The organism is Xanthomonas sp. NCPPB 3218, from assembly GCF_056725185.1.
This window is the reverse complement of the sequence record NZ_CM161516.1, coordinates 4,486,849-4,510,841: the sequence shown is the minus strand read 5'-3', so window position 1 is coordinate 4,510,841 and position 23,993 is coordinate 4,486,849. Positions and strand designations below refer to the sequence as shown.

Below are 23,993 nucleotides of genomic sequence, written 5' to 3'. Positions count from 1 at the left end.
GCGTGCGAGAAGGCGAAGCCGTGGGCAGGCAGACCGATCAGCGATGACGCCATCGGTCATCATGCCGGGCGCTCCGAGGTGGAGGCCGGGGGCACGCCGTCGCGGCGGGCGGCACGCCGTGCGCGCCAATCGCGTAGCCGCTCGCCGGCACGTTCCATGTACAGGTAGATCACCGGCGTGGTGTAGAGCGTCACCAGCTGCGACAGCAGCAGGCCGCCGACGATGGCGATGCCGAGCGGACGCCGCAGTTCCGAGCCGATGCCGGTGCCCAGCGCCAGCGGCAGCGCGCCCAGCATCGCGGCGGCGGTGGTCATCATGATCGGGCGGAAACGCAGCAGGCAGGCGCGCCGGATCGCCTCGTGCGCATTGGCGCCTTCGCGGCGGGCGTCGATGGCGAAGTCGATCATCATGATCGCGTTCTTCTTGACGATGCCGATCAGCAACACGATGCCGACGATGCCGTCCACCGACAGGCTCAACCCGCACATCATCAGCGCCAGCAGCGCGCCGACGCCGGCCGGCGGCAGCGTGGAGATGATCGTCAGCGGGTGGATGTAGCTCTCGTAGAGCACGCCCAGCACGATGTAGATCACCACGATCGAGGCCAGCAGCAGCCATACGATATCGGTCTGGCTGCCGGTGAATTCGGCCGCCTTGCCGACGAACGCCGCATGCACCTGGGTGGGGATCTTCAGATCCTGGCGCGCCTGCTCGATCGCCTCCACCGCCTGCGACAGCGAATGGCCGGGCGCCAGATTGAACGAGATCGTGACCGCCGGCAGCTGTTGCTGGTGGCTGACCACCAACGGCGTGTTGGTGACCTTGGCCTCGGCCAGTGCGGCCAGCGGAATGATGCTGCCGGCGCCGACCACGATGCCGGTGTTCTGCGCGCCCACGCCGGTGGCGGTGGAGGAGTTGGACGAGGTCAGCTGGCCGAAGCTGGTGGCATTGGTGCCGGTCAACGCGCCGCTGCCGTTGCTGGCCACCGCCAGCTGGTTCATCAAGGCGGTGCTGCTGCGGAATTCCGGCGCCACTTCCAGCACCACCCGGTACTGATTGAGCTCGGTGAAGATGGTGGAGATCTGGCGTTGGCCAAAGGCGTCGTACAGCGTGTCGTCGATGGTCTGCATCGGCACGCCGAGCATGCTGGCCTTGTCGCGATCGATGCTCAGCTCCAGCGCCCGGCCCTGGTTGGCCAGGTTGTTGTCCACGTCGGCCAGCTCGGGCAGCTTGCGCATCGCCTCGGTCATGCGCCCGGCCCAGGTGGCCAGCTCGCTGCTGTCCACATCCGACATCGAATACTGGTACTCGGTGGCGGCCACGCGGGTGTCCAGGGTGACGTCCTGCACCGGCTTGAGGAACAGCGCCACGCCGGGAATGCCGGCCACCGCCTTTTGCAGGCGCGGCAGCACCTCGTCCAGGCCCTCGCGGTCGCCACGCGTCTTCAGCACGATCGACAACTGGCCCTGGTTGATGGTCGGGTTCATGGTGCCGGCGCCGATGAAGGCGGCCACGCCGGTCACGGCGGGGTCCTTCTGCAGCGCCGCGGCCACCGCCTGGGTGCGCTGCTCCATCTGCGGGAACGCCACGTTCTGGTCGGCCTGCACCACGCCGGTGATCAGGCCGGTGTCCTGCTCGGGCAGCAGGCCCTTGGGGATCGCCATGTACAGCACCACGGTCAGCGCCACCGCGCCGATCGCCACCGCCAGGGTCAGCGGCTGGTGCGCCAGCACCCAGTCCAGGCTGCGCTCGTAGGCGCCCACGGTGCGCGTCCACAGGTTGGTCTTGCCGGCGGCGGCGGCGCGTTCGTGCGCGTCCTCGCCTTCGGGCAGGGCGTCGGGCTTGAGCAGGTAGGCGCACATCATCGGCGTCAGCGTCAGCGACACCAGCATCGAGATCACCACCGCAATCGACAGCACCCACGCAAACTCATGGAACAGGCGCCCGGTCACGCCCGGCATCAGCAGCAGCGGCAGGAACACCGCCACCAGCGACACGGTCAGCGACAGCACGGTGAAGCCGATCTGCTTGGCGCCGATCTCGGCCGCTTCCGGCCCGCTCTTGCCCTGTTCGATGTAGCGCACGATGTTTTCGATCATCACGATCGCATCGTCGACCACGAACCCGGTCGCCACCACCAGCGCCATCAGCGACAGGTTGTCCAGCGACATGCCGGCAAACGCCATCACCCCGAAGGTGCCGGCCAGCGACAGCGGCACCGCCACCGAGGGAATGATGGTGGCCCACAACCGGCGCAGGAACACGAAGATCACCGCCACCACCAGCGCGATGGTCAGCACCAGGGTGAACTTCACCTCGTGCACCGAGGCGCGGATGGTTTCGGTGCGGTCGGAGAACACCTCCAGGTGCACGTCGGCCGGCAGCACCGCCTGCAGCTGCGGCAGGATGCTGCGGATCTGCTCCACCGTCTGCACGATGTTGGCACCGGGCTGGCGGCGGATTTCCAGCAGCACCGCCGGCTTGCCGTCGGCCCAGGCGGCGAGCTGGTCGTTCTCCACCCCGTCGACCACCTTGGCCACATCGGCCAGCCGCACCGGGCGGCCGTTGCTGTAGCTGATGATGGTCTCGCGGTACTGCGCCGCGTCGGTGAGCTGGTCGTTGGTGCCGATGCTGTAGGACTGGGTCTTGCCGTTGAGCGAACCCTTCGGCGCGCTGACATTGGTCTGGGTCAGCGCGCTGCGCAGCGACTCCATGGTCAGGCCCATGTTCGACAGCTGCGCCGGGTTGACCTGGATGCGCACCGCAGGCCGCACATTGCCGGCGATCGACACCAGGCCCACGCCCGGCACCTGCGACAGGCGCTGGGCCAGGATCGCATCGGCATAGCGGTTGACCTCGCGCAGCGGCAGCGAGTCGGAGGTGAGCTTGAGGGTCAGGATCGCCGCGTCGGCCGGATTGACCCGGTTGTAGACCGGTTGATACGGCAGCGACGAGGGCAGGGTGGCCTGACGGATCGCCGCCTGCACATCCTGCGCGGCGATGTCGATGTCGCGGTCCATCGAGAACTGCAGGATGATCGTGGACAGGCCTGCCGACGAATCGGAGGTCATCATCTGCAGCCCGGAGATCTGCCCGAACTGGCGCTCCAGCGGCGTGGTCACCAGCGAGGCCATGGTGGTCGCGTTGGCGCCGGGATACTGGGTGGTGACCACCAAGCTGGGAGCGTCGATCTCCGGCAGCGCCGAGACCGGCAATTGCCGGTAGCCCAGGATGCCCAGCAGCAGGATGCCCGCCATCAACAACGAGGTGGCGATGGGACGGCGGATGAAGATGGTCGAAAAGCCCACGGGGGGTGTCCTTGCTGAAGACGTCAATCGATGCCGGCGCGCGCAGCGCCGATGCACACCGGCGACGGAAGGCCCGTCGCCGGTGCTCGCGAGTTAGCGCGGACCGCCGCCGCCACGTCGGCCGCCGGCGCCGCCACGGCTCTTGTCCTGCGCGGCCTTGAGTTCGGCCTCGGTCGGCTCCGGCGGGGTCTCGCCCGGCTTGAGTGCGCTGACCTTGCTGCCCGGCTTGAGCCGGAACTGGCCTTCGGTCACCACGCGCTCGCCTGGCTTGAGCCCCTTGGTGACCTGCACATGGCTGTCGTCCACTTCCACGCCCTGCACCACGGTGCGCATCTGCGCGGTGTTGTCGTTGCCGACCACGTAGACGTAATCGCCATCCGGGCCGCGCTGCACGGCCTGGGTCGGCACCACGGTGCCGCCGGAGATGGTGCGCAGCTGCAGGCGCACGTTGACGAACTGGCCCGGCCACAAGGCATTGTCGGTGTTGGCGAAGATCGCACGGGCACCGAAGGTGCCGCTGTCGGCGGCGATGCGGTTGTCGATCACCTCCAGCTTGCCGTCGCCGCTGATCACGTGCGCATCGCCGCGGTCCAGCGCCGCCACGTCCAGCGGGGCGGCCGCCTGGCCGCTGCGCACCGCCTGCAACTCGCGCTCGGGCAGGTTGAAGGACACGTAGATCGGGCGGATCTGGGTCAGGGTGACGATGGTGGAACTGGCGCTGACGATATTGCCCACATCCACGCCGCGGATGCCGGCGATGCCGTCGATCGGCGCGGTCACGCGGGTGAACTGCAACTGCACCTGCGCCGAGCGCATCTGTGCATCGTTGGCCGATACCGCCGCCTCGTACTGCGCTACCTGGTTACGCTGAGTATCCAGGTCTGTGCGCGAGACGTACTGCTTGTAGGCCGGGTCGTTGGAGCGCTGGTAGTTCACCCGCGAGGTCGCCAGCAGTGCCTGGTTCTGGCGCTTGGCCGCCAGTGCCTGGTCGTAGCTGGCCTGCAGGGTGCGCGGGTCGATCTGCGCCAGCAGCTCGCCCTTCTTCACTTCCTGGCCCTCCTTGAAATTCAGGCTCATCAGCTGGCCGCCGACCTGCGGGCTGACCGTGACGGTATTGAGCGCGGTCACCGTGCCCAGCGCGCTGGCGTAGACCGGCACATCCTGGGTGGTGGCGGCCACGACCGTGACAGGTACCGGGCCGCTGTTCTCGGTGCCATTGCCGTCCGGCGCGTCCGCCCGCTTGCCGTGGTTGCCCCCACCGAACATCCGCATTGCGACGAACACCACGACGAGCACCGCTACGACCAGCAGTGTGATCTTCCAAAAACGCGACATGCGACAACTCCTGAGGGCGGGCCGGGCGCTGGTGCGACCGTAGGGCGGCTGTGCGAAGCATATCGTTGCGATCAGGCAATTGAGCGTTACTGAAGTAACGGCCCGCCGGACGAAACGACTGCAGCGTTCACAGATGCAATGCAGCGGCAACGCGTCAAGGCCGATGTGGTTGACCGCAGGACTGAATCGAGCCCCACTGCAGCCCACCGAGCGGGCACCTGCACTACATTAAGCAACCATCTTTAGAGGATTGCTGATGCGCCACTCCTGCCTGCTGACCAGCGCGTTGCTGCTTGCCCTGCCCACCCTGGCCGCCGCCCAGGCCGCGCCCCGGCCCGACGTCCAGGCCGCCGCCGCGCCGTTGCAGAGCAAGCTGGTGCAGTGGCGCCGAGACTTCCACCAGCACCCGGAGCTGTCCAATCGCGAGGAGCGCACCGCCGCCACCGTGGCCGCGCAGCTGCGCAAGCTCGGCCTCAAGCCGCGTACCGGCATCGCCCATCACGGCGTGGTGGCCATCATCAAGGGCGGCAAGCCAGGTCCGAAGATCGCCTTGCGCGCGGACATGGATGCCTTGCCGGTCAAGGAGCAGACTGGCCTGCCGTATGCCTCCAAGGTCACCGCCGAGTACCGCGGCGAGCAGGTCGGGGTGATGCATGCCTGCGGCCACGACGCCCACACCGCGATCCTGCTGGGGGTGGCCGAAGCGCTGGTCGGCATGCGCGAGCAGCTGCCCGGCGAAGTGATGCTGATCTTCCAGCCCTCCGAAGAGGGCGCGCCCGGCAACGAGGAGGGCGGCGCCTCGCTGATGCTCAAGGAAGGCCTGTTCGCCGACTTCAAGCCACAGGCGGTGTTCGGCCTGCATGTGTTCTCCAGCGTGCAGGCCGGCAAGATCGCGGTGCGCAGCGGCCCGCTGATGGCCGCCTCGGACCGGTTTGCGATCAAGATGATCGGCCGCCAGACGCATGGCTCGGCGCCGTGGAACGGCATCGACCCGATCGTGGCCAGCGCCGACATGATCGGTGCCGCGCAGACCGTGATCAGCCGCCGCGCCAACCTGTCCAAACAACCGGCGGTGTTGAGCTTCGGCGCGATCAAGGGCGGCATCCGCTACAACATCATCCCCGACGACGTGGAAATGGTCGGCACCATCCGCACCTTCGACGAAGCCATGCGCCAGCAGATCTTCGCCGACCTCAAGACGGTGGCCGAGCACACCGCCGCCGCCCACGGGGCCAAGGTTGAGGCGCAGGTACCGGACCAGCCCGGCAACCCGGCCACGGTCAACGACCCGGCGCTGACCGCCAGGATGCTGCCCAGCCTGCAGGCCGTGGTCGGCGCCGACAATGTCTACGAGCCGCCGCTGCAGATGGGCGCGGAAGATTTCTCCTTCTACGCCCAGCAGGTGCCGTCGATGTTCTTCTTCGTCGGCTCCACCGCCAAGGGCATCGACCCGGCGACCGCGCCCAGCAACCATTCGCCGCAGTTCCTGCTCGACGAATCGTCGCTGGATGTGGGTCTGCGCGCGCTGTTGCAGGTGTCGCTGGATTACCTGCATCAGGGGGAGGCTGGTTGATTCGGGAATGGGGAATGGGGAATGGGGAATGGGGAATGGGGAATCGGGAATCGGGAATCGTGTGCAGTTGCGCGGTTCCCGCTGAGCGTTGGTGATTGTGTGGGGCGGCGGGCCGTTTGACGGCCCGCTGCTTCTGTCGCCAGTCGCTCCAGCGTCTGCTATACACCTCACGGCCAGCCCGCTCGGCCTAAAATGGCGTGATGAATACCCCAGAAGATTCCACCCTCGGTCGTGAGGTCGCCTATCCCAATGGCTACGATCCGTCGCTGTTGTTCCCGATTCCGCGCGCGGCCGGGCGCGAGGCGATCGGCCTGACGGGGGCCTTGCCCTTCATCGGCCGCGACCGCTGGCATGCCTACGAACTCAGCTGGCTCGATGCGCAGGGCAAGCCGTGCGTGGCCACTGCCACCTTGCACGTGCCCAGCGAGTCGCCGTCGTTGATCGAATCCAAGTCGCTCAAGCTGTATCTCAATTCGCTCAATGCCACCCGCTTCAATAGCGCCGAAGCGGTGCGTATGCGCATCGCCTCCGACCTGTCCACGCGCGCCGGTGCCGATGTGGTGGTGGAATTCGGTCTGCCGCCGATCGATGCGGTGGGTGAGGGCGAGTCGATCGACGCACTGGATGTCAGCATCGACGATTACGGCCCGCCCAATGCCGCATATCTGGCGGCGCACGCACAACAAGTGGTGGAAGAAGTGCTGACCTCGGCCCTGCTCAAGTCCAATTGCCCGGTCACCGGTCAACCGGATTGGGCCAGCGTCACGTTGCGCTACCGCGGCGCCCCGATCGACCGCGAAGGCCTGCTGCGTTATCTGGTGAGTTTCCGCGACCACGCCGAGTTTCACGAGCAATGCGTGGAGCGTATCTTCCATGACGTGCTGCTCCGCTGCGCGCCCGAATGGTTGGTGGTGGAAGCGCGCTATACCCGCCGTGGCGGGCTGGACATCAACCCCTTGCGCAGCTCGCCCAGCGTGCCGACGCCGCTATCGATCTTCCGCGACCTGCGCCAGTAATCGCGCCCATTCAAGGCTCGCGCCAGCTTCACGGTGGCGCGATCCACGCTTAACAGCGCGCCGCGCACCCTGCAGTCATCGTGATGCAAAGGGATTGCGGCAATGAATGTCGACAAGAAAGCAGATTTTTCCAACGTGACGTCCTCGGTCGACAGCACCGCAGACGTCGCGCCAGCGGCGGATTTCTCCAACGTGCGTACCAGCGTGCAGAGCACTGCGCAGCTGGTCGGCGAATCGGTCACCGTGCAGGCGGGCGACAGTCTGTCCAGCATCGCCAAGCGTCATTACGGCGACGGCAACCTGTGGCCGCGGATTTTCGAGGCCAACCGCGAAACGCTCAAGGATCCGGACAAGATCTTTCCAGGTCAGGTCCTGCAGTTGCCGCCGAAGTCATAGGCGCACCGCACCCCTGGCACCTTTCGAAACCCACTTTTATTCTGATATCCGGAGATCGATCCATGCGTACTACATCCGTTTCTAGCACCCTCGCCATTGCCCTTGCCGGCGTTCTCGCCCTGTCGGGCTGCAGCAAGAAGGCCGACGACGACAGCGTGTCCAAGGATCCGACCTCCGGGGCTGCCACCGAGGCGATGCCAGGCCCGGCGGCAACACCGCCGGCGAGCGATCAGGCGGGTCAGAGCACCGCGACCGGCGCCGCCAGCACCGATACCGCAGCCGCAATGGGTTCCGCAGTCACGGTGTCAAGCGTAGTGGTCGGCACCACAGCGACTGCCGACAAGTCGGTGACCCCCTCGGCCAATATCGGCAGCAAAGACACCATCATCGTCTCGGTGAAAACCGATGGCAGCGCGAGCAATGTGGCGGTCGCAGCCAAGCTCACCTATCAGGATGGCCAGGTGGCCGGCGAGCAGAATGCCACCTTGACCACGACTGGCCCGGAAACCACCAACCTCAGCTTCAGCAAGCCAGATGGCTGGCCGGCTGGCAGCTACACCGCGCAGGTCATGGTGGATGGCAAGCCGGCGGGCACTCCGCAGACCATCACGGTCAAGTAAGCAGCCACGCGAGCAGGCAGTCTGCAGATAGGGATGCGTGCTCGCAACCTGGGTAGCGCACTGATCCCAAGCATGTCGGACACGCGCGTCCATCGCGCTGTCCCAACGCTCATCAAGCAGGCCATCGGGGCGCGATCACACGATCGCGCCCTTTTTTCTGCGTAATTCTCTCAGCCGGCAGATTCGTTACAGCTGCATCCATCGCATTGGCCGAGTGGCGGGATGGAGCATCCGCCTGTGGTCGCTTTACCCGGGCGCGGCTCAGACGCGACAATGCCGTGCTGATCCATCGCCGCGTTCCACGCGCCGGCCGATCGGCGTGCCAGCAGCGACCCCCGTCGCGCACGCCAACGCCAGTGCCAACAACGCCGGCGCTCCTTCCGACCACACGAGCCATCGCACCTTATGTCGAAGACACCGAAGATCATTTACACGCTCACCGACGAAGCACCGTATCTGGCCACGCAGTCGCTGCTGCCGATCATCGATGCCTACACCAATACTGCAGGCATCGTGGTCGAAACCCGCGACATCTCGCTGGCCGGCCGCATCCTGTCGCTGTTTCCCGAGCACCTGAGCGACGCGCAGAAGATCGCCGACGACCTCGGTGAGCTGGGCGAGCTGGCCACCACGCCGGAAGCCAACATCATCAAGCTGCCCAACATCAGCGCCTCGGTGCCGCAGCTCAAGGCCGCCATCGCCGAACTGCAGGGTCAGGGCTATGCGCTGCCGGCGTATCCGGACACGCCCAAGGACGATGCCGAAAAGGACATCAAGGCGCGCTACGACAAGGTCAAGGGCAGCGCGGTCAATCCGGTTTTGCGCGAAGGCAACTCCGACCGTCGCGCGCCGCTGTCGGTGAAGAATTACGCGCGCAAGCATCCGCACCGCATGGGCAAGTGGAGCAGCGATTCGAAGTCGCACGTGGCCCATATGGACGACGGCGACTTCTTCGGCAGCGAGCAATCCGCCACCGTGGCGGCCGCCGGCGCGTTGAAGATCGAGTTCGTCGGTAACGACGGCAGCAGCAGCGTGTTGAAGGACAAGGTGGCGGTCAAGGCCGGCGAAATCGTCGATGCCGCGGTGCTGAGCAAGCGCGCGCTGGCCAGCTTCATCGACGCGCAGATCGCCGATGCCAAGGCCAAGGATGTGCTGTTCTCGGTGCATCTGAAAGCCACCATGATGAAGGTCTCCGACCCGGTGCTGTTCGGTGTGGTGGTCGGCGAGTTCTACAAGGACACGCTGAGCAAGCATGCCGAAGCGCTTGCGTCGGTCGGCTTCGACCCCAACAACGGCATCGGCGACCTGTACGCACGCATCGCCACGCTGCCGGACGACCAGCAGGCGCAGATCAAGGCCGATATCCAGGCCGAATACGCGCAGCGTCCGGCCCTGGCCATGGTCAATTCGGACAAGGGCATCACCAACCTGCATGTGCCCAGCGACGTGATTGTCGATGCGTCGATGCCGGCGATGATTCGCGACTCCGGTCAGATGTGGAATGCCGAAGGCAAGCTGCAGGACACCAAGGCAGTGATCCCGGATCGCTGCTACGCCGATGTCTATCAAGCGGTGATCGACGACTGCAAGGCGCATGGCGCATTCGATCCGTCCACCATGGGCTCGGTGCCCAACGTTGGCCTGATGGCGCAGAAGGCCGAGGAATACGGCTCGCACGACAAGACCTTCCAGATTGCCGCCGCCGGGACCGTCAAGGTCACCGACGACACCGGCGCCACCGTGTTCGAACATGCGGTGGAAGCCGGCGACCTGTGGCGCATGTGCCAGGTCAAGGACGCGCCGATCCAGGACTGGGTCAAGCTGGCCGTCGAACGCGCGCGCCTGAGCCAGACGCCTGCGGTGTTCTGGCTGGACAAGGCCCGCGCGCACGATGCGCAGGTCATCGCCAAGGTCGAAACCTATCTGAAGGATCACGACACCAACGGCCTGGATATCCGCGTCCTGCCGCCGGTGGAAGCGACCACCTTCTCGCTGGAGCGCATCCGCAAGGGCCAGGACACCATCTCGGTCACCGGCAACGTGCTGCGCGACTACCTCACCGACCTGTTCCCGATCCTGGAGCTGGGCACCAGCGCCAAGATGCTGTCGATCGTGCCGCTGATGGCCGGTGGCGGCCTGTTCGAGACCGGTGCCGGTGGCTCGGCGCCCAAGCACGTGCAGCAGTTCGTCGAACAGAACAGCCTGCGCTGGGATTCGCTGGGCGAGTTCCTGGCCCTGGCCGCCTCGCTGGAGCATCTGGGCAACCGCTACGACAATCCGTCGGCCACGGTGCTCGCCAAGGCGCTGGACGTCGCTAACGGTCAGTTCCTGGACAACAACAAGTCGCCAGCGCGCAAGGTCGGTGAACTGGACAACCGCGGCAGCCACTTCTATCTGGCGATGTACTGGGCGCAGGCCCTGGCTGCGCAGACCGAGGACACCGCCCTGCAGGCCAAGTTCGCACCGCTGGCCAAGGCCCTGACCGAGAACGAAGCCACCATCGTGGCCGAGCTCAACGGCGCCCAGGGCAAGCCGGTCGAGATCGGCGGCTACTATCACCCCGATCTGGCCAAGGTCAGCGAGGCGATGCGCCCGAGCAAGACCTTCAACGACGTGTTGGCCACGCTGAAGGCCTGATCCAGCGCACCGCCTGGCGGTGCGTCCAGCAGGTGCAACAACAGGCAGGGCCCGCCTCGATGAGGGGCGGGCCTTGTCGTTTCCGGCGTTTGCGCGCAATAGCGAGAACACGGTCGTTGCGTGCCAGCCTCACGACCTGGCAATGCCGTGCCTGCGAGAGAGCCTGCGCCTCGGTGCGAGCAGTCTCGGCATTTGGCTGACTGTGCGCCTGTTCGATGGATCGTTTGTCTCCGCTGCACGCCGCAACATGCGCTGGGTACACTGCCGGCATGAGCCAGCTCCCGTTACCGCCACAGTCCGAGCGCCGTGCGCTGGCGATCGCCCATGCCGTGTACGACGCCTTCGAGGATTACCACGCCCGGTTTGCCGAGATCACCGCACGCGCCAAACAGCGCTTCGAAACGCGCGACTGGAGCGGCGCGCGCGATGATGCGGTGGCGCGGATCGCGCTGTACGACCAGTACATCAGCGAATGCATGCTGCGCTTGCGTGCGGTGCTGCTGGGGCAGGCGCACGATCGCGCGCTGTGGATGCGTGCACGCGTGCATTACGCCGCGCTGCTGAGCGGGCTGATCGACCAGGAGCTGTACAAGACCTTCTACAACACCCTGACCCGGCGTTACTTCGGCACCCACGGCGTGGATGCGGAGATCGAATTCATCGCGCTGGATATCGAGCCGACCGACGCGATCACGGTGCCGGTTGCGCGGCACACCTATGCGGTCTCGCCCGGCCGGCTGACCGACATGCTGGTGCGCGTGCTCGGCGATTATTCCTTCGACGTTCCGTATGCGCATCGCACCCGCTGTGCAGCGGCGATCGCGGTGCGCCTGCTCGATGATCTCGCGCACTGGGGCGAGCACCCGGTGCGCAGCGTGGAATTGCTGGAGACGGTGTTCTATCGCGAACGGCGCGCCTACCTGGTCGGCCGCGTGTTCGGCGAACATCGCTTCTCGCCATGCGTCATCGCCCTGGTCAACGACGACGCCGGCCTGCGTGCCGAAGCGGTGCTGACCAAACGCAGCGACGTCGCGCAATTGTTCAGCAACTCGCGCAGTTACTTCCAGGCCGATCTGGCCACCGTCGGCGACGCGGTGGTGTTCTTGCGCAGCCTGCTCACCCACAAGCCGGTCGACGAGCTGTACACGATGCTCGGGCGCGCCAAGCAGGGCAAGACCGAACGCTATCGCACGTTTTTCAGCCATTTCCAGGCGCATCCCTCCGAGCAACTGGTGCATGCCGATGGCACGCCCGGCATGGTCATGGTGGTATTTACCCTGCCCAGTTATCCGTTGGTGTTCAAACTGATTCGCGACCGCTTTGCCTATCCCAAGACCATGAGTCGTGCGCAGGTCGAAGGCAAGTACGAGCTGGTGTTCCAGCTCGATCGCATCGGTCGCTTGCTGGACGCGCAGCCGTATCGCTTCCTGCGGTTTCCCAAATCGCGTTTCTCGCCCGCGTTGCTGGAAGAGCTGCAGACCAGCTGTGCGACGAGCCTGAGCGAAGATGGCCAGGACGTGCTGATCGCGCTGTGCTACGTGCAGCGCCGCCTGCGCCCGCTCAATCTCTACCTGCGCGAACAGCTGCCCGAAGCCGCGCATGCGGCCGCGCTGGACTACGGCCAGGCGATCAAGGACATGGCGCGCAACAATATCTTTCCCGGCGACATGCTGCTGAAGAACTTCGGCATCACCCGCCATCAGCGCGCGGTGTTTTACGACTACGACGAGCTGTGCCTGATCACCGAATGCACCTTCCGCGACTGGCCAACCGCCACCACCTATGAAGAACAGATGGCTGCCGAGCCCTGGTTCCACGTCTGCCCGCGCGATGTGTTTCCCGAGCGCTTCGCGCTATTCATGGGCTTGCCCCCCTCGCAGCTGGAAGCGGTCAAGCACCTGCACCCGGAACTGTTCGACCCGCAATGGTGGCGCGACCTGCAAACCCGCCTGCGCGAGGACGACTACCCCGACACCCCGCCCTACGCAGACTCGCGAAAACTGGCCTGACGATTTACGCGTATGCGCCAAGCTGGTACAACGAAACTCAATAACCATGGAGTGCGGTCATGCAGTGGAAGCAACGCTTTGGCTTGGGCATTTTGTTGGCAATGGCGAATGTCAGCGGCGTGCAGGCAGTTCCCAGTGCCGCGCAGGTACAGGCACAGATGGAGGCCAGCATGAATATCGCAGGCGAATTGACGCTGACGCCGGACGGTACCGTTACGGAGGTCAAGCTCACCGACGAAGCAAGCCTGCCGCCAGTGGTCCGCGACCGCGTCAAACAATCGATCGCTTCCTGGCGCTTTGACCCTGTCAAAGACGATGGAAGCGCCTTGCCCGCGCAATTGCTGATGAATCTGCTGCTGGTCGCCAAGCCGGCCGATAACGGCACCTATTCCGTATCGATTCGCAGCGCGCATTTCGGCAGCCAGGAGCAAGCTGCAGCCAGCGTCGCTGCCAAGGACATGCCGGCACCTGCGTACCCTGAGCATGCGTTTCGAGAAGGTGTGACCGGGGTGGTCTATCTGCTGCTCAAGGTCGGGCGCGATGGCAAGGTCGAAGATCTGGTCGCCGAGCAGGTCAACCTGACCACGCTGGCGCCGGAATCCAAGCGCCCGCGCTGGCGCAAGGCGTTTGCCGACGTTGCAATCGCCAAGGCGCGAGGCTGGACATTTGTGCCGCCAACGCAAGGCGCCGAGGCCGACGCGCCGTACTGGGTCATGCGGGTTCCGGTCACCTTCGCCATCGAATCCTGGCCAGGCAATTCGATCGCTGCAAAGCAAGCCAAAAAGTGGCAATCCTATCTGCCGGGCCCGCGTCAGCCGGCGCCCTGGCACGAGCAGCGCGATGCGTCGGCATCGACCGACAGTCCGGATGCGCTGCCGGGTAGTGGCTTGTTCTCCGCACGCGGAGAAGGTGTGCGGCTGGTGACGCCGCTGCAAGGAACTTAAGCGCGAAGCCAACATCAGCGCGGCTGGCGAAGGTACCTCACGCCTGTTGCATGCAGAGCGGATGGTCTTGATCGTTGCCTGCCTGACGGCTTATCAGGGCTTGGCTACAAGGCCGCTGATCTGCCAGTTGGCTGCAGGGCCCTTGGCCCGCCCACCCTCGCGGGACACGCCGCAAGTACGTCCGTGTAGGCTCTTACGCGGCATCCATGCCGCGTAAGGTCCCGCGACGATGGGCGGGCAAGGACCCGTCGAGATGGTCGGTGTGCATGTTTGCGAGCAGAGCATGAGGTTTGTTGTTTGAGTCACAGCGCGTCCCACCAGCGTTCCATTTCAAGCCGAGAGAAGGCAGGCTTTTCAACAAGCACCCTGCAAAGCCTTCTGGCATCCCAACGCAGACGCGGCGATAGGCAGGTATTGGCCCCGCCGATCAACTTCCTGGTGCGGTGTCCTCGCCGCTTGCGGGACCGCGGGCGGCGAGGATGCCGCTCCCGAGCCTACACGTACGTACCTGCGGTGTGTCCCGCGAGCGGCGAGGGCACCGCGCACTCGACCAACCCGACTTGTGATTGCAAGCAACCACGCACCCACAAAAAAAGCCCCGCAATGCGGGGCTTTTTCTTGTCGAGAATACCGACCGACTCAGCGCTTCATCGAACTGAAGAACTCGTCGTTGGACTTGGTGGTCTTCATCTTGTCCAGCAGGAATTCCATCGCCGCGATTTCGTCCATCGGGTGCAGCAGCTTGCGCAGGATCCAGATCTTCTGCAGCAGCTCCGGCTCGATCAGCAGGTCTTCGCGACGCGTGCCCGAGCGGTTGATGTCGATCGCCGGGTACACGCGCTTTTCAGTGATGCGACGGTTCAGATGCACTTCGCTGTTGCCGGTGCCCTTGAACTCTTCGTAGATCACCTCGTCCATCTTGCTGCCGGTTTCCACCAGCGCCGTGGCGATGATGGTCAGCGAGCCGCCTTCTTCCACGTTACGGGCCGCACCGAAGAAGCGCTTCGGACGGTGCAGCGCGTTGGCGTCCACACCACCGGTGAGCACCTTGCCGGAGCTGGGCACCACGTTGTTGTAGGCGCGTGCCAGACGGGTGATCGAGTCGAGCAGGATCACCACGTCCTTCTTGTGCTCGACCAGGCGCTTGGCCCGCTCGATCACCATCTCGGCGACCTGCACGTGGCGCGCGGCCGGTTCGTCGAAGGTGGAGGAGATGACCTCGCCGCGCACGGTGCGCTGCATTTCGGTCACTTCTTCCGGGCGCTCGTCGATCAGCAGCACGATCATGTGCACTTCGGGATGATTGCTGGTGATGGCCGTGGCCACCTGCTGCATCATCATCGTCTTACCGGCCTTGGGCGGGGAGACGATCAGCGCACGCTGGCCTTTACCCTGCGGCGCCATCAGGTCCAGGATGCGGCCGGTGATGTCCTCGGTCGATCCATCGCCACGCTCCAGACGGAAGCGGCGACGCGGGAACAGCGGGGTCAGGTTCTCGAACAGCACCTTGTTCTTGCTGGCTTCCAGCGGCTCGCCATTGATGGTGTCGACGATCGACAGCGCAAAATAGCGTTCGCCGTCCTTCGGGAAGCGGATGCGGCCGGACAGGTGATCGCCGGTCCGCAGGTTGAAGCGGCGGATCTGGCTGGGCGAGATATAGGTGTCGTCCGGGCCGGCCAGGTAGCTGGCTTCTGCGGCACGCAGGAAGCCGAAGCCGTCGGGCAGGATTTCCAGTACACCGTCGGCGGCAACGCCTTCGCCGTGGCGGGTCAGCACCTTGAGCAGTGCGAAGATCACGTCCTGCTTGCGCGCGCGCGCCACGCCTTCCTGGATGTTGAGCTGGTCGGCGATATCCAGCAGCTTCTGCGCCGGCATCCGCTTGAGATCGCTCAGCGAGTAGACCGGGAAGCCTTCCGGCACGGCCGGGTGCGGGCGCGCGACGAACGGCTCGTTGCTGCCATCCGACGACGGCATGCCGCCGCCACCCTCGTTGCCGAAGCGGTCGCGTCCACGGTCGCGGCGATTGCGGAAGCGGTCACGGCGGTTGCCCTGCTGGTTCTGCCCCTGGCCCTGGCCTTGCTGATGCTGGCCGCCATTCTGGGCCTGGTCCTGACCCTGACCTTGCGCCTGGGGCTGAGCCTGGTTCTGGCCCTGGCCCCGGTGTTGCGCCTGATTCTGATTCTGTTGCTGCTGCGCCTGATTGAAGCGCTGCTGCTGTGTCTGGCCACCCTCGCGGGAGTCGCCATGGGTGTCGTTGCCCTGGTTGCCCTGGTTGCCCTGGTTGGCGCTGGGGGCGTTACCGGCATAGGACGCGCCATCGCCGGACGTCTGCGCCGGTGCCGAATCGGCAGCGTGCGACGGGGCCTGCGGGGCACGTGGAGCGTCGGGTACGGGGCTGGCGGGCAAGGGCAGGTTGGGCTGCTGCGCGCCACCGTCGTCGGTGGCAGCGGCGGTCTTGCTCACGCGCGGCTTGCGCACGCGCTTCTCGACAGGAGCGTCGACGCTGCTCCCGGTATCGGAGGAAGGATGATCGGACAAGTGCGTGATTCCTCGCTAAGAGTGCGAGCGCCCGGCTGGGGGGCGAACTTTAGGTGATGGGAGTCTAGAAGAGGTTTCTAGAGGGGTACGTCGGCGCACGAACGTGCTCCGGATCAACTGACACTATCACCGCTGCGCGCAACCGCGCAAGCGCCTGCCGCAGCAGGATTTAACTGCTGGCGCATCACGGGGCGCCCATCGCTGGACGCCCGCTCGCTCAGGCGGCCGCGCCGCCCAGGGTCTTGTCGATCATCTGGGTCAGCTGGCCCTTGCCAACCGCACCGATCTGGGTGGCCTGCACCTGGCCATCCTTGAACAGCAACAGCATCGGGATCGAACGCACGTGGTACTTGATGGCCAAGGCGCGGTTCTGGTCCACATTGACCTTGGCAACCTTCAGTCTGCCCTGGTATGTATCGGCCAGATCGTCCAGCACCGGGGCGATCATCTTGCAGGGTCCGCACCACTCGGCCCAGAAATCCACCAGCACCGGTTCGCCGGATTGCAGTACAGCTGTATCGAAGTCGGCATCGCCGACATGTTGAACCTTATCGCTCACGTTGGGTCTCCTGGAAACCAAAACGGCCCGCCCGAACGGGCAGGCCGCTACATTGCGTTAAACTGGGGCATTGCGCGACTGAATCAAGTGTCAGTCCTGAAGCCGCGCTGTCCGCCACAACAGCCGCAGTTTGCGACGCTGTCGGCATCGATGCAAGCCGCGCCCGGGCTGCCCAGGGCGCCTCACGAAGACGGAATAATGAGCGACAAACCGCTGACCGATTTGACTTTTTCCACGTTCGACCTGCATCCGGCGCTGATCGCCGGGCTGGAGAGCGCCGGGTTTACCCGCTGTACCCCGATCCAGGCGCTGACCCTGCCGGTCGCGCTGCCGGGCGGCGACGTCGCCGGCCAGGCCCAGACCGGCACCGGCAAGACCCTGGCGTTCCTGGTGGCGGTGATGAACCGCCTGCTGATCCGCCCGGCGCTGGCCGACCGCAAGCCGGAAGACCCGCGCGCGCTGATCCTGGCGCCGACCCGCGAGCTGGCGATCCAGATCCACAAGGATGCGGTCAAGTTCGGCGCCGACCTGGGCCTGCGCTTTGCGCTGGTCTACGGCGGGGTGGACTATGACAAGCAGCGCGAGCTGCTGCAGCAGGGCGTGGACGTGATCATCGCCACCCCGGGCCGGCTGATCGACTACGTCAAGCAGCACAAGGTGGTCTCGCTGCATGCCTGCGAGATCTGCGTGCTGGACGAAGCCGACCGCATGTTCGACCTGGGCTTCATCAAGGACATCCGCTTCCTGTTGCGGCGCATGCCCGAGCGCGGCACCCGCCAGACCCTGCTGTTCTCGGCCACGCTCAGCCACCGCGTGCTCGAGCTCGCCTACGAGCACATGAACGAGCCGGAGAAGCTGGTCGTCGAAACCGAGAGCATCACCGCCGCACGGGTGCGCCAGCGCATCTATTTCCCGTCTGACGAAGAGAAGCAGACGCTGCTGCTGGGCCTGCTGTCGCGCAGCGAAGGCGCACGCACCATGGTGTTCGTCAATACCAAGGCGTTCGTCGAGCGCGTGGCGCGCACGCTGGAGCGGCATGGCTACCGGGTCGGCGTGCTGTCAGGCGACGTGCCGCAGAAGAAGCGCGAGTCGCTGCTCAACCGCTTCCAGAAGGGCCAGCTCGAAATCCTGGTCGCCACCGACGTGGCCGCGCGCGGCCTGCACATCGACGGCGTCAAGTACGTCTACAACTACGACCTGCCGTTCGATGCGGAAGACTACGTGCACCGTATCGGCCGTACCGCGCGGCTGGGCGAAGAGGGCGATGCGATCAGCTTCGCCTGCGAGCGCTATGCGATGAGCCTGCCGGACATCGAGGCCTATATCGAGCAGAAGATTCCGGTCGAGCCGGTGACCTCCGAGTTGCTGACGCCGCTGCCGCGTACCGCGCGTGTACCGGTGGAAGGCGAAGAGGCCGACGAGGATGCTGGCGACAGCGTGGGCACCATCTTCCGCGAGGCGCGCGAACAGCGTGCTGCCGAAGAGCAGCGCCGCGGCGGTGGTCGCAGCGGTTCGGGTGGCGCATCGCGCAGCGGCAGTGGCGGCGGTCGTCGCGACGGCGGCAGTGCCGATGGCAAGCCGCGTCCGCGTCGCAAGCCGCGTGTGGAGGGCGAAGCCCCGGCAGCGGCAGCGCCGACCGAAGCGCCGGTGGTTGCGGCGGCGTCGGTCGAGGCGCCTTCCACCATCGTGGCCGATGCCGAGCGCGCACCACGCAAGCGGCGCCGTCGTCGCAACGGCCGTCCGGTCGAAGGTGCCGAGCCGGCAGTGGCCTCCACACCGGTCGCCGCACCTGCCGCACCGCGCAAGCCCACCCAGGTGGTCGCCAAGCCGGTGCGCAGCGCCGCCAAGCCGTCCGGCAGCCCGTCGCTGTTGAGCCGCATCGGCCGTCGCCTGCGCTCGCTGGTGTCCGGCAACTGATCGCCTGCGGCCTGCGTCGCATTGCCGGGCTCCGGCGATGCGACGCAAGCGCTGGCGCTCCGGCATAATCGCTGGATGACCGTTCTGCGTTTCGACAACGTCAGCAAGCACTACGCCGGTGGCCACCAGGCGCTGACCGATGTCAGCTTCGAAGTGGCCGATGGCGAGATGCTGTTCGTGACCGGCCACTCCGGCGCCGGCAAAAGCACCCTGCTCAAATTGATCCACCTCAGCGAGCGGCCCAGCCAGGGCGCAGTACTGCTGGGCGAACGCAACCTGCTCAAGGTGCGCGGCCGGCAGATTCCGCTGCACCGTCGCCAGGTGGGTGCGGTCTATCAGGACCATCGCCTGCTCAACGACCGCAGCATCGCCGAGAACGTGGCGTTGCCGCTGATCCTGCGCGGCACCCGGCGTGCCGAGATCGGCAAGCGCGTGCGCTCGGCATTGGAGCGGATCGGGCTGGCCCATCGCGAGCGGGCCTTGCCGTCGCAGTTGTCGGCCGGCGAGCAGCAGCGCGTGGGCATCGCCCGCGCCATCGTCGGCGAACCGCGCCTGCTGGTGGCCGATGAGCCCACCGGCAATCTGGATCCGGCGCTGGCCGCGGAAATCATGCAGTTGTTCGCCGAGCTGCCCGCGCGCGGCACCAGCGTACTGGTGGTCAGCCATGACCTGGCCCTGCTCAAGCAGATGCGCAAGCGCGTGCTGATCCTGGACCACGGCCGCCTGGTCGACGACATCTCGCCGCAGGATCTGGCCGAATGAGCAAGCCCGCCAATACCGAAGCCGTCGCCCCTTCGCGGGTCGGCGTGTGGATCGACCACCATCTGCACAGCATCGCCTTCAGCCTGGGCCGTGCCATGCGCAAGCCGTGGGCCACCTTGCTGACCATCGTGGTGATGGCGCTGGCGCTGGCCTTGCCGCTGGGGCTGTCGATCGCGCTGGACAACGTCAAGTTGCTGGCCGGCAGCGTGCAGCAGTCGCGCGAGATCAACCTGTTCCTGAAGGTCGAGATCGGCGCCGAGGCCGCGCAGGCCCTGGCCGGCGAACTGCGCGCGCGCCCGGACGTTGCCCAGGTCGCGCTGCGCACGCCGGCGCAGGGGCTGACCGAGCTGCGCGAGAGCGCCAAGCTCGACGAGGCGATCGATGCGCTGGGCGACAACCCGCTGCCGACGCTGCTGGTCGTCACGCCCAGCGAGACGGCCGACGATGCGCAGCTGGCCGGCGCGCTGCAGGCCTTGCCGCAGGCCGACCAGGTGCAGCACGACGCGCTGTGGCGCAAGCGCCTGGATGGCTGGCTGCACTTCGGCGAGCGGCTGGTGCAGGTGCTGTCGGCACTGCTGGGTGTCGGCGCGGTGCTGGTGGTCGGCAATACGGTGCGGCTGGACATCCAGTCGCGGCGCGAGGAAATCGGCGTGCTGCAGTTGCTGGGTGCCAGCGATGGCTTCATCCGGCGTCCGTTCCTGTACCTGGGGGCCTGGTACGGGCTCGGTGCCGGCGCTGTGGCGCTCGCGCTGATCGCCGCCTCCGGGCTGGCGTTGCGCGCGCCGTTGGCGACCCTGGCCGACAGTTACGGCAGCTCCTTTACCCTGCACGGGCTGGATCTGCTGCATTCTGCGCTGGTGCTGGTCGGCACCCTGGTCCTGGGCTGGCTGGGTGCCTGGCTGGTCACCGGCCATTTCCTCCGCCAGACCCGTCCCACCGAGACCTGAGGCCTGCCATGCATCCACCGGATCTCAAGCACCTGATCAGCGACGCGCCGCGCGTGATGGTGGTCGATGGCTCCAAGCTGGTGCGCAAGCTGATCGCCGATGTGTTGCAGCGCGATCTGCCCAACGTGCAGGTGATCGGCTGCTCCAGCATCGCCGAGGCGCGCCAGGCGCTGGAAGCCGGGGCGGTGGATCTGGTCACCACCTCGCTGTCGCTGCCCGATGGCGATGGCCTGACCCTGGCGCGCAGCGTGCGCGAAGCGGCCGGCCAGGCCTATGTGCCGGTGATCGTGGTCTCCGGCGATGCGCAGCAGCATCTGGTGGAGCGCCGCTTCACCGAATACGTCACCGATTATTTCGACAAGGCGCTGGGCCACGAAGCCCTGGCGACCTTCATCCGCGGCTATGTGCAGCCCGAGCCGGTGGTCGGCGCGACCGTGCTGTACATCGAGGACAGCCGCGTGGTGGCCGAGGCGACCAAGCGCATGCTCGAGCGGCAGAGCCTGAAGGTGGTGCATGTGCTCACCGCCGAGGATGCCTTTGCGCTGCTCACCGCCGAATCGCTGGGCCGCACCGAGCGCCGCATCGACGTGGTGCTGACCGATGTGACCCTGAAGGGCGAGCTCAACGGCCGCGACGTGGTCGAGCGCATCCGCATCGACTTCGCCTACGGCAAGCGTCGCCTGCCGGTGCTGGTGATGACCGGCGACACCAATCCGCGCAACCAGTCCGAGCTGCTGCGCGCCGGCGCCAACGACCTGGTGCAGAAACCCATCGAAGAACGTCTGCTGGTGACCAAGGTGCTGTTCCAGCTGCGCCTGGCTCGGCTCGAGGACCAGGCTGTCACGCTATGACCGAAGTGGCTGAAGTGGAAGCGCGTATCCAGCTGGAACCGTCGTGGAAGGCGCGGGTGGGCGATTGGTTGCTGCGCCCGGAAATGCAGGAGCTGTCCGCATTCCTGCGCCAGCGCAAGGCGGCCGGGGCGCGGGTGTTCCCGCCGGGCCCGCAGATCTTTGCGGCCTTCGACGCCACCCCGTTCGAACATGTCAAGGTGGTGATCCTGGGCCAGGATCCGTATCACGGCGAAGGCCAGGCGCATGGGCTGTGCTTTTCGGTGTTGCCCGGCGTGCCGGTGCCGCCGTCGCTGCTCAACATCTACAAGGAGATCCAGGACGACCTGGGCATCGCGCGGCCGGACCATGGCTATCTGATGCCGTGGGCGCGCCAGGGCGTGCTGCTGCTCAATGCGGTGCTGACGGTGGAGCAGGGCCGTGCCGGCGCGCACCAGAACAAGGGCTGGGAAGGCTTCACCGACCATGTGGTGGAAACTCTCAACCGCGAGCGCGAAGGCCTGGTGTTCCTGCTCTGGGGCAGTTACGCGCAGTCCAAGGGCAAGGTCATCGACCAGGCGCGCCATCGCGTATTCAAGGCCCCGCATCCCTCGCCGTTGTCGGCGCATCGCGGCTTTCTGGGCTGCCAGCACTTCTCCAAGACCAACGAGCACCTGCAGCGCCGCGGGCTGGGCCCGATCGACTGGTCGCTGCCGCCCCGCAACGCGCTGGACACCACTCCGGCCAGCGGCTGAACGGTACCGGCGCCGGCCCGTTTCGCGGCGGCTTTGTCACGGTCTGCGCAGGGCGGCGGTGGTAGCGTAGATGCTCGAAGTCGGGAGTTGCGCCGTAGAACGACGGCGATACCAAAAGCCCGAACGTCCTATAAATGGAACGCTGGGAACTCTTTCTGTACCCGGCAGTCCAATAGTTCGACTGCTAAGATGGTGCCCTATGAACCAGATCACCTCGACTGCCCTAGTGGCAAACAATCTCCCGATTCCCAGTGCGCTCGGTTCGCTGGACGCCTACATCGGTGCCGTGCACCAGATCCCGGTGCTGTCGGTCGATGAGGAACAGAACCTTGCCCGTCGCTTCCGTGACGAGCTGGATCTGGACGCCGCGCGCGAGCTGGTCCATTCCCACCTGCGCTTCGTGGTGCACGTCGCTCGCGGCTACAACGGCTACGGCCTGCCGCTGGGCGACCTGATCCAGGAAGGCAACATCGGCCTGATGAAGGCGGTCAAGCGCTTCGACCCGGAAATGGGCGTGCGCCTGGTCAGCTTCGCGGTGCACTGGATCCGTGCCGAGATGCACGAGTTCATCCTGAAGAACTGGCGCATCGTCAAGGTCGCCACGACCAAGGCGCAGCGCAAGCTGTTCTTCAACCTGCGCAAGTCCAAGACCCGCCTGGGCTGGCTCAATGCGTCCGAGGTGACTGCGGTCGCCAAGGACCTGAACGTCTCCGAGCGCGAAGTGATGGAGATGGAGTCGCGTCTGTCCGGTCGCGATATCGGCTTCGATGCCTCGTCCGACGAAGACGACGATCATGGTCCGCCGTCGCCGGTGAGCTATCTGGTCGCCAACGACGAAGATCCGTCGCAGGCCTACGAGCGTCACGACAGCGAGGACAATCAGCTGCAGTTGCTGCGCGAAGGCATGGCCGGCCTGGACACGCGCTCGCGCGACATCGTCAAGCGCCGCTGGCTGGACTCGGACTCCAAGGTGACGCTGCAGGAGCTGGCCGACGAGTACGGCGTGTCGGCCGAGCGTATCCGCCAGATCGAGGCGAATGCGCTGAAGAAGATGAAGGCACTGTTCGTGGCCTGATCCTTCGATCGTGCCTCAGGTGTTGCACAAACGGCCCGGTCTTCCGGGCCGTTTGCATGTGGGCTGCTGGTGCTGCGTCGAGTCCGACGACGCGTGGTGGTTCGTCGTGGTCGCTCGCCGATGATCGACCGCGCGCTGCGCCTGCCGGCGCTATTCCGGCAGGCGCGCCACCGGCAGATGCCAGCCGTAGCGGATGGCCATGAAGCGCAGCCCGAAACAGACCAGCGCACCGGTCGCCAGCGACCAGGCCTGCGGTACCGCGAGCATGTGCCCGATCGCGACCAGGCCGCCACCGGCCAGCGCGGCGACCGCATATAGCTCGGCCTGCAGCACCACCGGCGTCCGCGCCACCAGCAGATCGCGCGCGATGCCGCCGCCGATGCCGCTGAGCATGCCGAGCAAGGTCGCGCTGAGCGGGCTGAGCTGGTAATCGAGCGCCTTGCTGGTGCCGTACACCGCAAACAGCGCCAACCCGGCCGCGTCGAACAGTTGCACTGGGTTGCGCAACCGTTCCACCGCCGCATGCCAGTAGAAACCGGCCACGCCGGCCAGGCAGGCGACCAGCAGGTACTGCGGATGCACCAGTGCGGCCGGCGGGGTGGCGCCGATCAGCACATCGCGCACGATCCCGCCGGACACCGCCGCCGCGCACGACAGCACCAGTACGCCGAACAGATCCAGGCGATTGCGCACCGCCACGGTCGCGCCGCTGAGGGCGAACACGAAGGTGCCGAGCAGATCCAGCAGGAACAGGAGAGTGGTCACGATCAGACCG

At 66.1% G+C, this 23,993-nt stretch carries 18 protein-coding genes; 13 read left to right on the top strand and 5 right to left on the bottom strand.

Annotated features, from left to right (window positions below; genetic code table 11):
• Positions 1-59 precede the first annotated feature (59 nt).
• Together AC1PLS_RS18900 and AC1PLS_RS18895 are read right to left on the bottom strand one after the other, a co-directional pair.
• Entirely contained in the window at positions 60-3,308 is a 3,249-nt protein-coding gene (locus tag AC1PLS_RS18900) for an efflux RND transporter permease subunit (protein ID WP_181141072.1), read from the bottom strand.
• A 93-nt stretch (positions 3,309-3,401) separates the two neighbouring features.
• The gene (locus AC1PLS_RS18895; RefSeq protein ID WP_046344730.1) at positions 3,402-4,643 is read right to left on the bottom strand and encodes an efflux RND transporter periplasmic adaptor subunit; all 1,242 of its coding nucleotides are present in this window, start codon (positions 4,641-4,643) and stop codon (positions 3,402-3,404) included.
• 256 nt (positions 4,644-4,899) lie between these two features.
• Between AC1PLS_RS18895 and AC1PLS_RS18890 the strand changes: the two genes are divergently transcribed.
• The 7 genes from AC1PLS_RS18890 (at position 4,900) to AC1PLS_RS18860 (ending at position 13,838) form a co-directional block, all read left to right on the top strand.
• On the top strand, positions 4,900-6,216 hold the full coding sequence (locus AC1PLS_RS18890) for a M20 family metallopeptidase (RefSeq protein ID WP_481103983.1): 1,317 nt from the start codon (positions 4,900-4,902) through the stop codon (positions 6,214-6,216).
• Positions 6,217-6,416: 200 nt separating this feature from the next.
• Positions 6,417-7,232, top strand: a complete 816-nt coding sequence (gene queF / locus AC1PLS_RS18885) for an NADPH-dependent 7-cyano-7-deazaguanine reductase QueF (protein WP_435005039.1) — start codon at positions 6,417-6,419, stop codon at positions 7,230-7,232.
• A gap of 102 nt (positions 7,233-7,334) precedes the next feature.
• Positions 7,335-7,628 (top strand): LysM peptidoglycan-binding domain-containing protein, encoded by a 294-nt coding sequence (locus AC1PLS_RS18880; protein WP_102580498.1) that lies wholly within the window; start codon positions 7,335-7,337, stop codon positions 7,626-7,628.
• Between the two features lie 62 nt (positions 7,629-7,690).
• The gene (locus AC1PLS_RS18875) at positions 7,691-8,248 is read left to right on the top strand and encodes a hypothetical protein (RefSeq protein ID WP_054591074.1); all 558 of its coding nucleotides are present in this window, start codon (positions 7,691-7,693) and stop codon (positions 8,246-8,248) included.
• A 405-nt stretch (positions 8,249-8,653) separates the two neighbouring features.
• On the top strand, positions 8,654-10,885 hold the full coding sequence (locus AC1PLS_RS18870) for an NADP-dependent isocitrate dehydrogenase (protein ID WP_481103982.1): 2,232 nt from the start codon (positions 8,654-8,656) through the stop codon (positions 10,883-10,885).
• A 269-nt stretch (positions 10,886-11,154) separates the two neighbouring features.
• The gene (gene aceK, locus AC1PLS_RS18865) at positions 11,155-12,894 is read left to right on the top strand and encodes a bifunctional isocitrate dehydrogenase kinase/phosphatase (RefSeq protein WP_481103981.1); all 1,740 of its coding nucleotides are present in this window, start codon (positions 11,155-11,157) and stop codon (positions 12,892-12,894) included.
• 59 nt (positions 12,895-12,953) lie between these two features.
• Positions 12,954-13,838, top strand: a complete 885-nt coding sequence (locus AC1PLS_RS18860) for an energy transducer TonB (RefSeq protein WP_184379483.1) — start codon at positions 12,954-12,956, stop codon at positions 13,836-13,838.
• Positions 13,839-14,477: 639 nt separating this feature from the next.
• Here the strand turns inward: AC1PLS_RS18860 and rho are convergent.
• Positions 14,478-16,376, bottom strand: coding sequence for a transcription termination factor Rho (gene rho / locus AC1PLS_RS18855; RefSeq protein ID WP_184433132.1), 1,899 nt, complete (start codon positions 16,374-16,376; stop codon positions 14,478-14,480).
• Between the two features lie 217 nt (positions 16,377-16,593).
• A complete protein-coding gene (gene trxA, locus AC1PLS_RS18850; protein ID WP_005923050.1) occupies positions 16,594-16,935 on the bottom strand; it encodes a thioredoxin TrxA in 342 nt (113 codons plus the stop codon).
• 198 nt (positions 16,936-17,133) lie between these two features.
• On the opposite strand from trxA, the gene rhlB reads away from it, so the two are divergent.
• The 6 genes from rhlB (at position 17,134) to rpoH (ending at position 23,218) form a co-directional block, all read left to right on the top strand.
• Positions 17,134-18,852, top strand: a complete 1,719-nt coding sequence (rhlB, locus tag AC1PLS_RS18845; RefSeq protein WP_184433135.1) for an ATP-dependent RNA helicase RhlB — start codon at positions 17,134-17,136, stop codon at positions 18,850-18,852.
• Positions 18,853-18,927: 75 nt separating this feature from the next.
• Complete coding sequence (ftsE, locus tag AC1PLS_RS18840; protein ID WP_016903688.1) at positions 18,928-19,614, top strand: cell division ATP-binding protein FtsE; 687 nt, start codon at positions 18,928-18,930, stop codon at positions 19,612-19,614.
• Positions 19,611-20,561, top strand: a complete 951-nt coding sequence (ftsX, locus tag AC1PLS_RS18835) for a permease-like cell division protein FtsX (protein WP_016903687.1) — start codon at positions 19,611-19,613, stop codon at positions 20,559-20,561. Before ftsE ends, ftsX begins: the two co-directional genes overlap by 4 nt.
• Before the next feature lie 8 nt (positions 20,562-20,569).
• A complete protein-coding gene (locus AC1PLS_RS18830; protein ID WP_016903686.1) occupies positions 20,570-21,412 on the top strand; it encodes a response regulator in 843 nt (280 codons plus the stop codon).
• Positions 21,413-21,417: 5 nt separating this feature from the next.
• Positions 21,418-22,143, top strand: a complete 726-nt coding sequence (gene ung, locus AC1PLS_RS18825; RefSeq protein WP_184434326.1) for a uracil-DNA glycosylase — start codon at positions 21,418-21,420, stop codon at positions 22,141-22,143.
• A gap of 199 nt (positions 22,144-22,342) precedes the next feature.
• Positions 22,343-23,218 (top strand): RNA polymerase sigma factor RpoH, encoded by an 876-nt coding sequence (gene rpoH / locus AC1PLS_RS18820; RefSeq protein ID WP_024938885.1) that lies wholly within the window; start codon positions 22,343-22,345, stop codon positions 23,216-23,218.
• Between the two features lie 150 nt (positions 23,219-23,368).
• Here the strand turns inward: rpoH and AC1PLS_RS18815 are convergent, their stop codons facing one another.
• Positions 23,369-23,983, bottom strand: a complete 615-nt coding sequence (locus AC1PLS_RS18815) for a trimeric intracellular cation channel family protein (protein WP_016903683.1) — start codon at positions 23,981-23,983, stop codon at positions 23,369-23,371.
• Positions 23,984-23,993 lie beyond the last annotated feature (10 nt).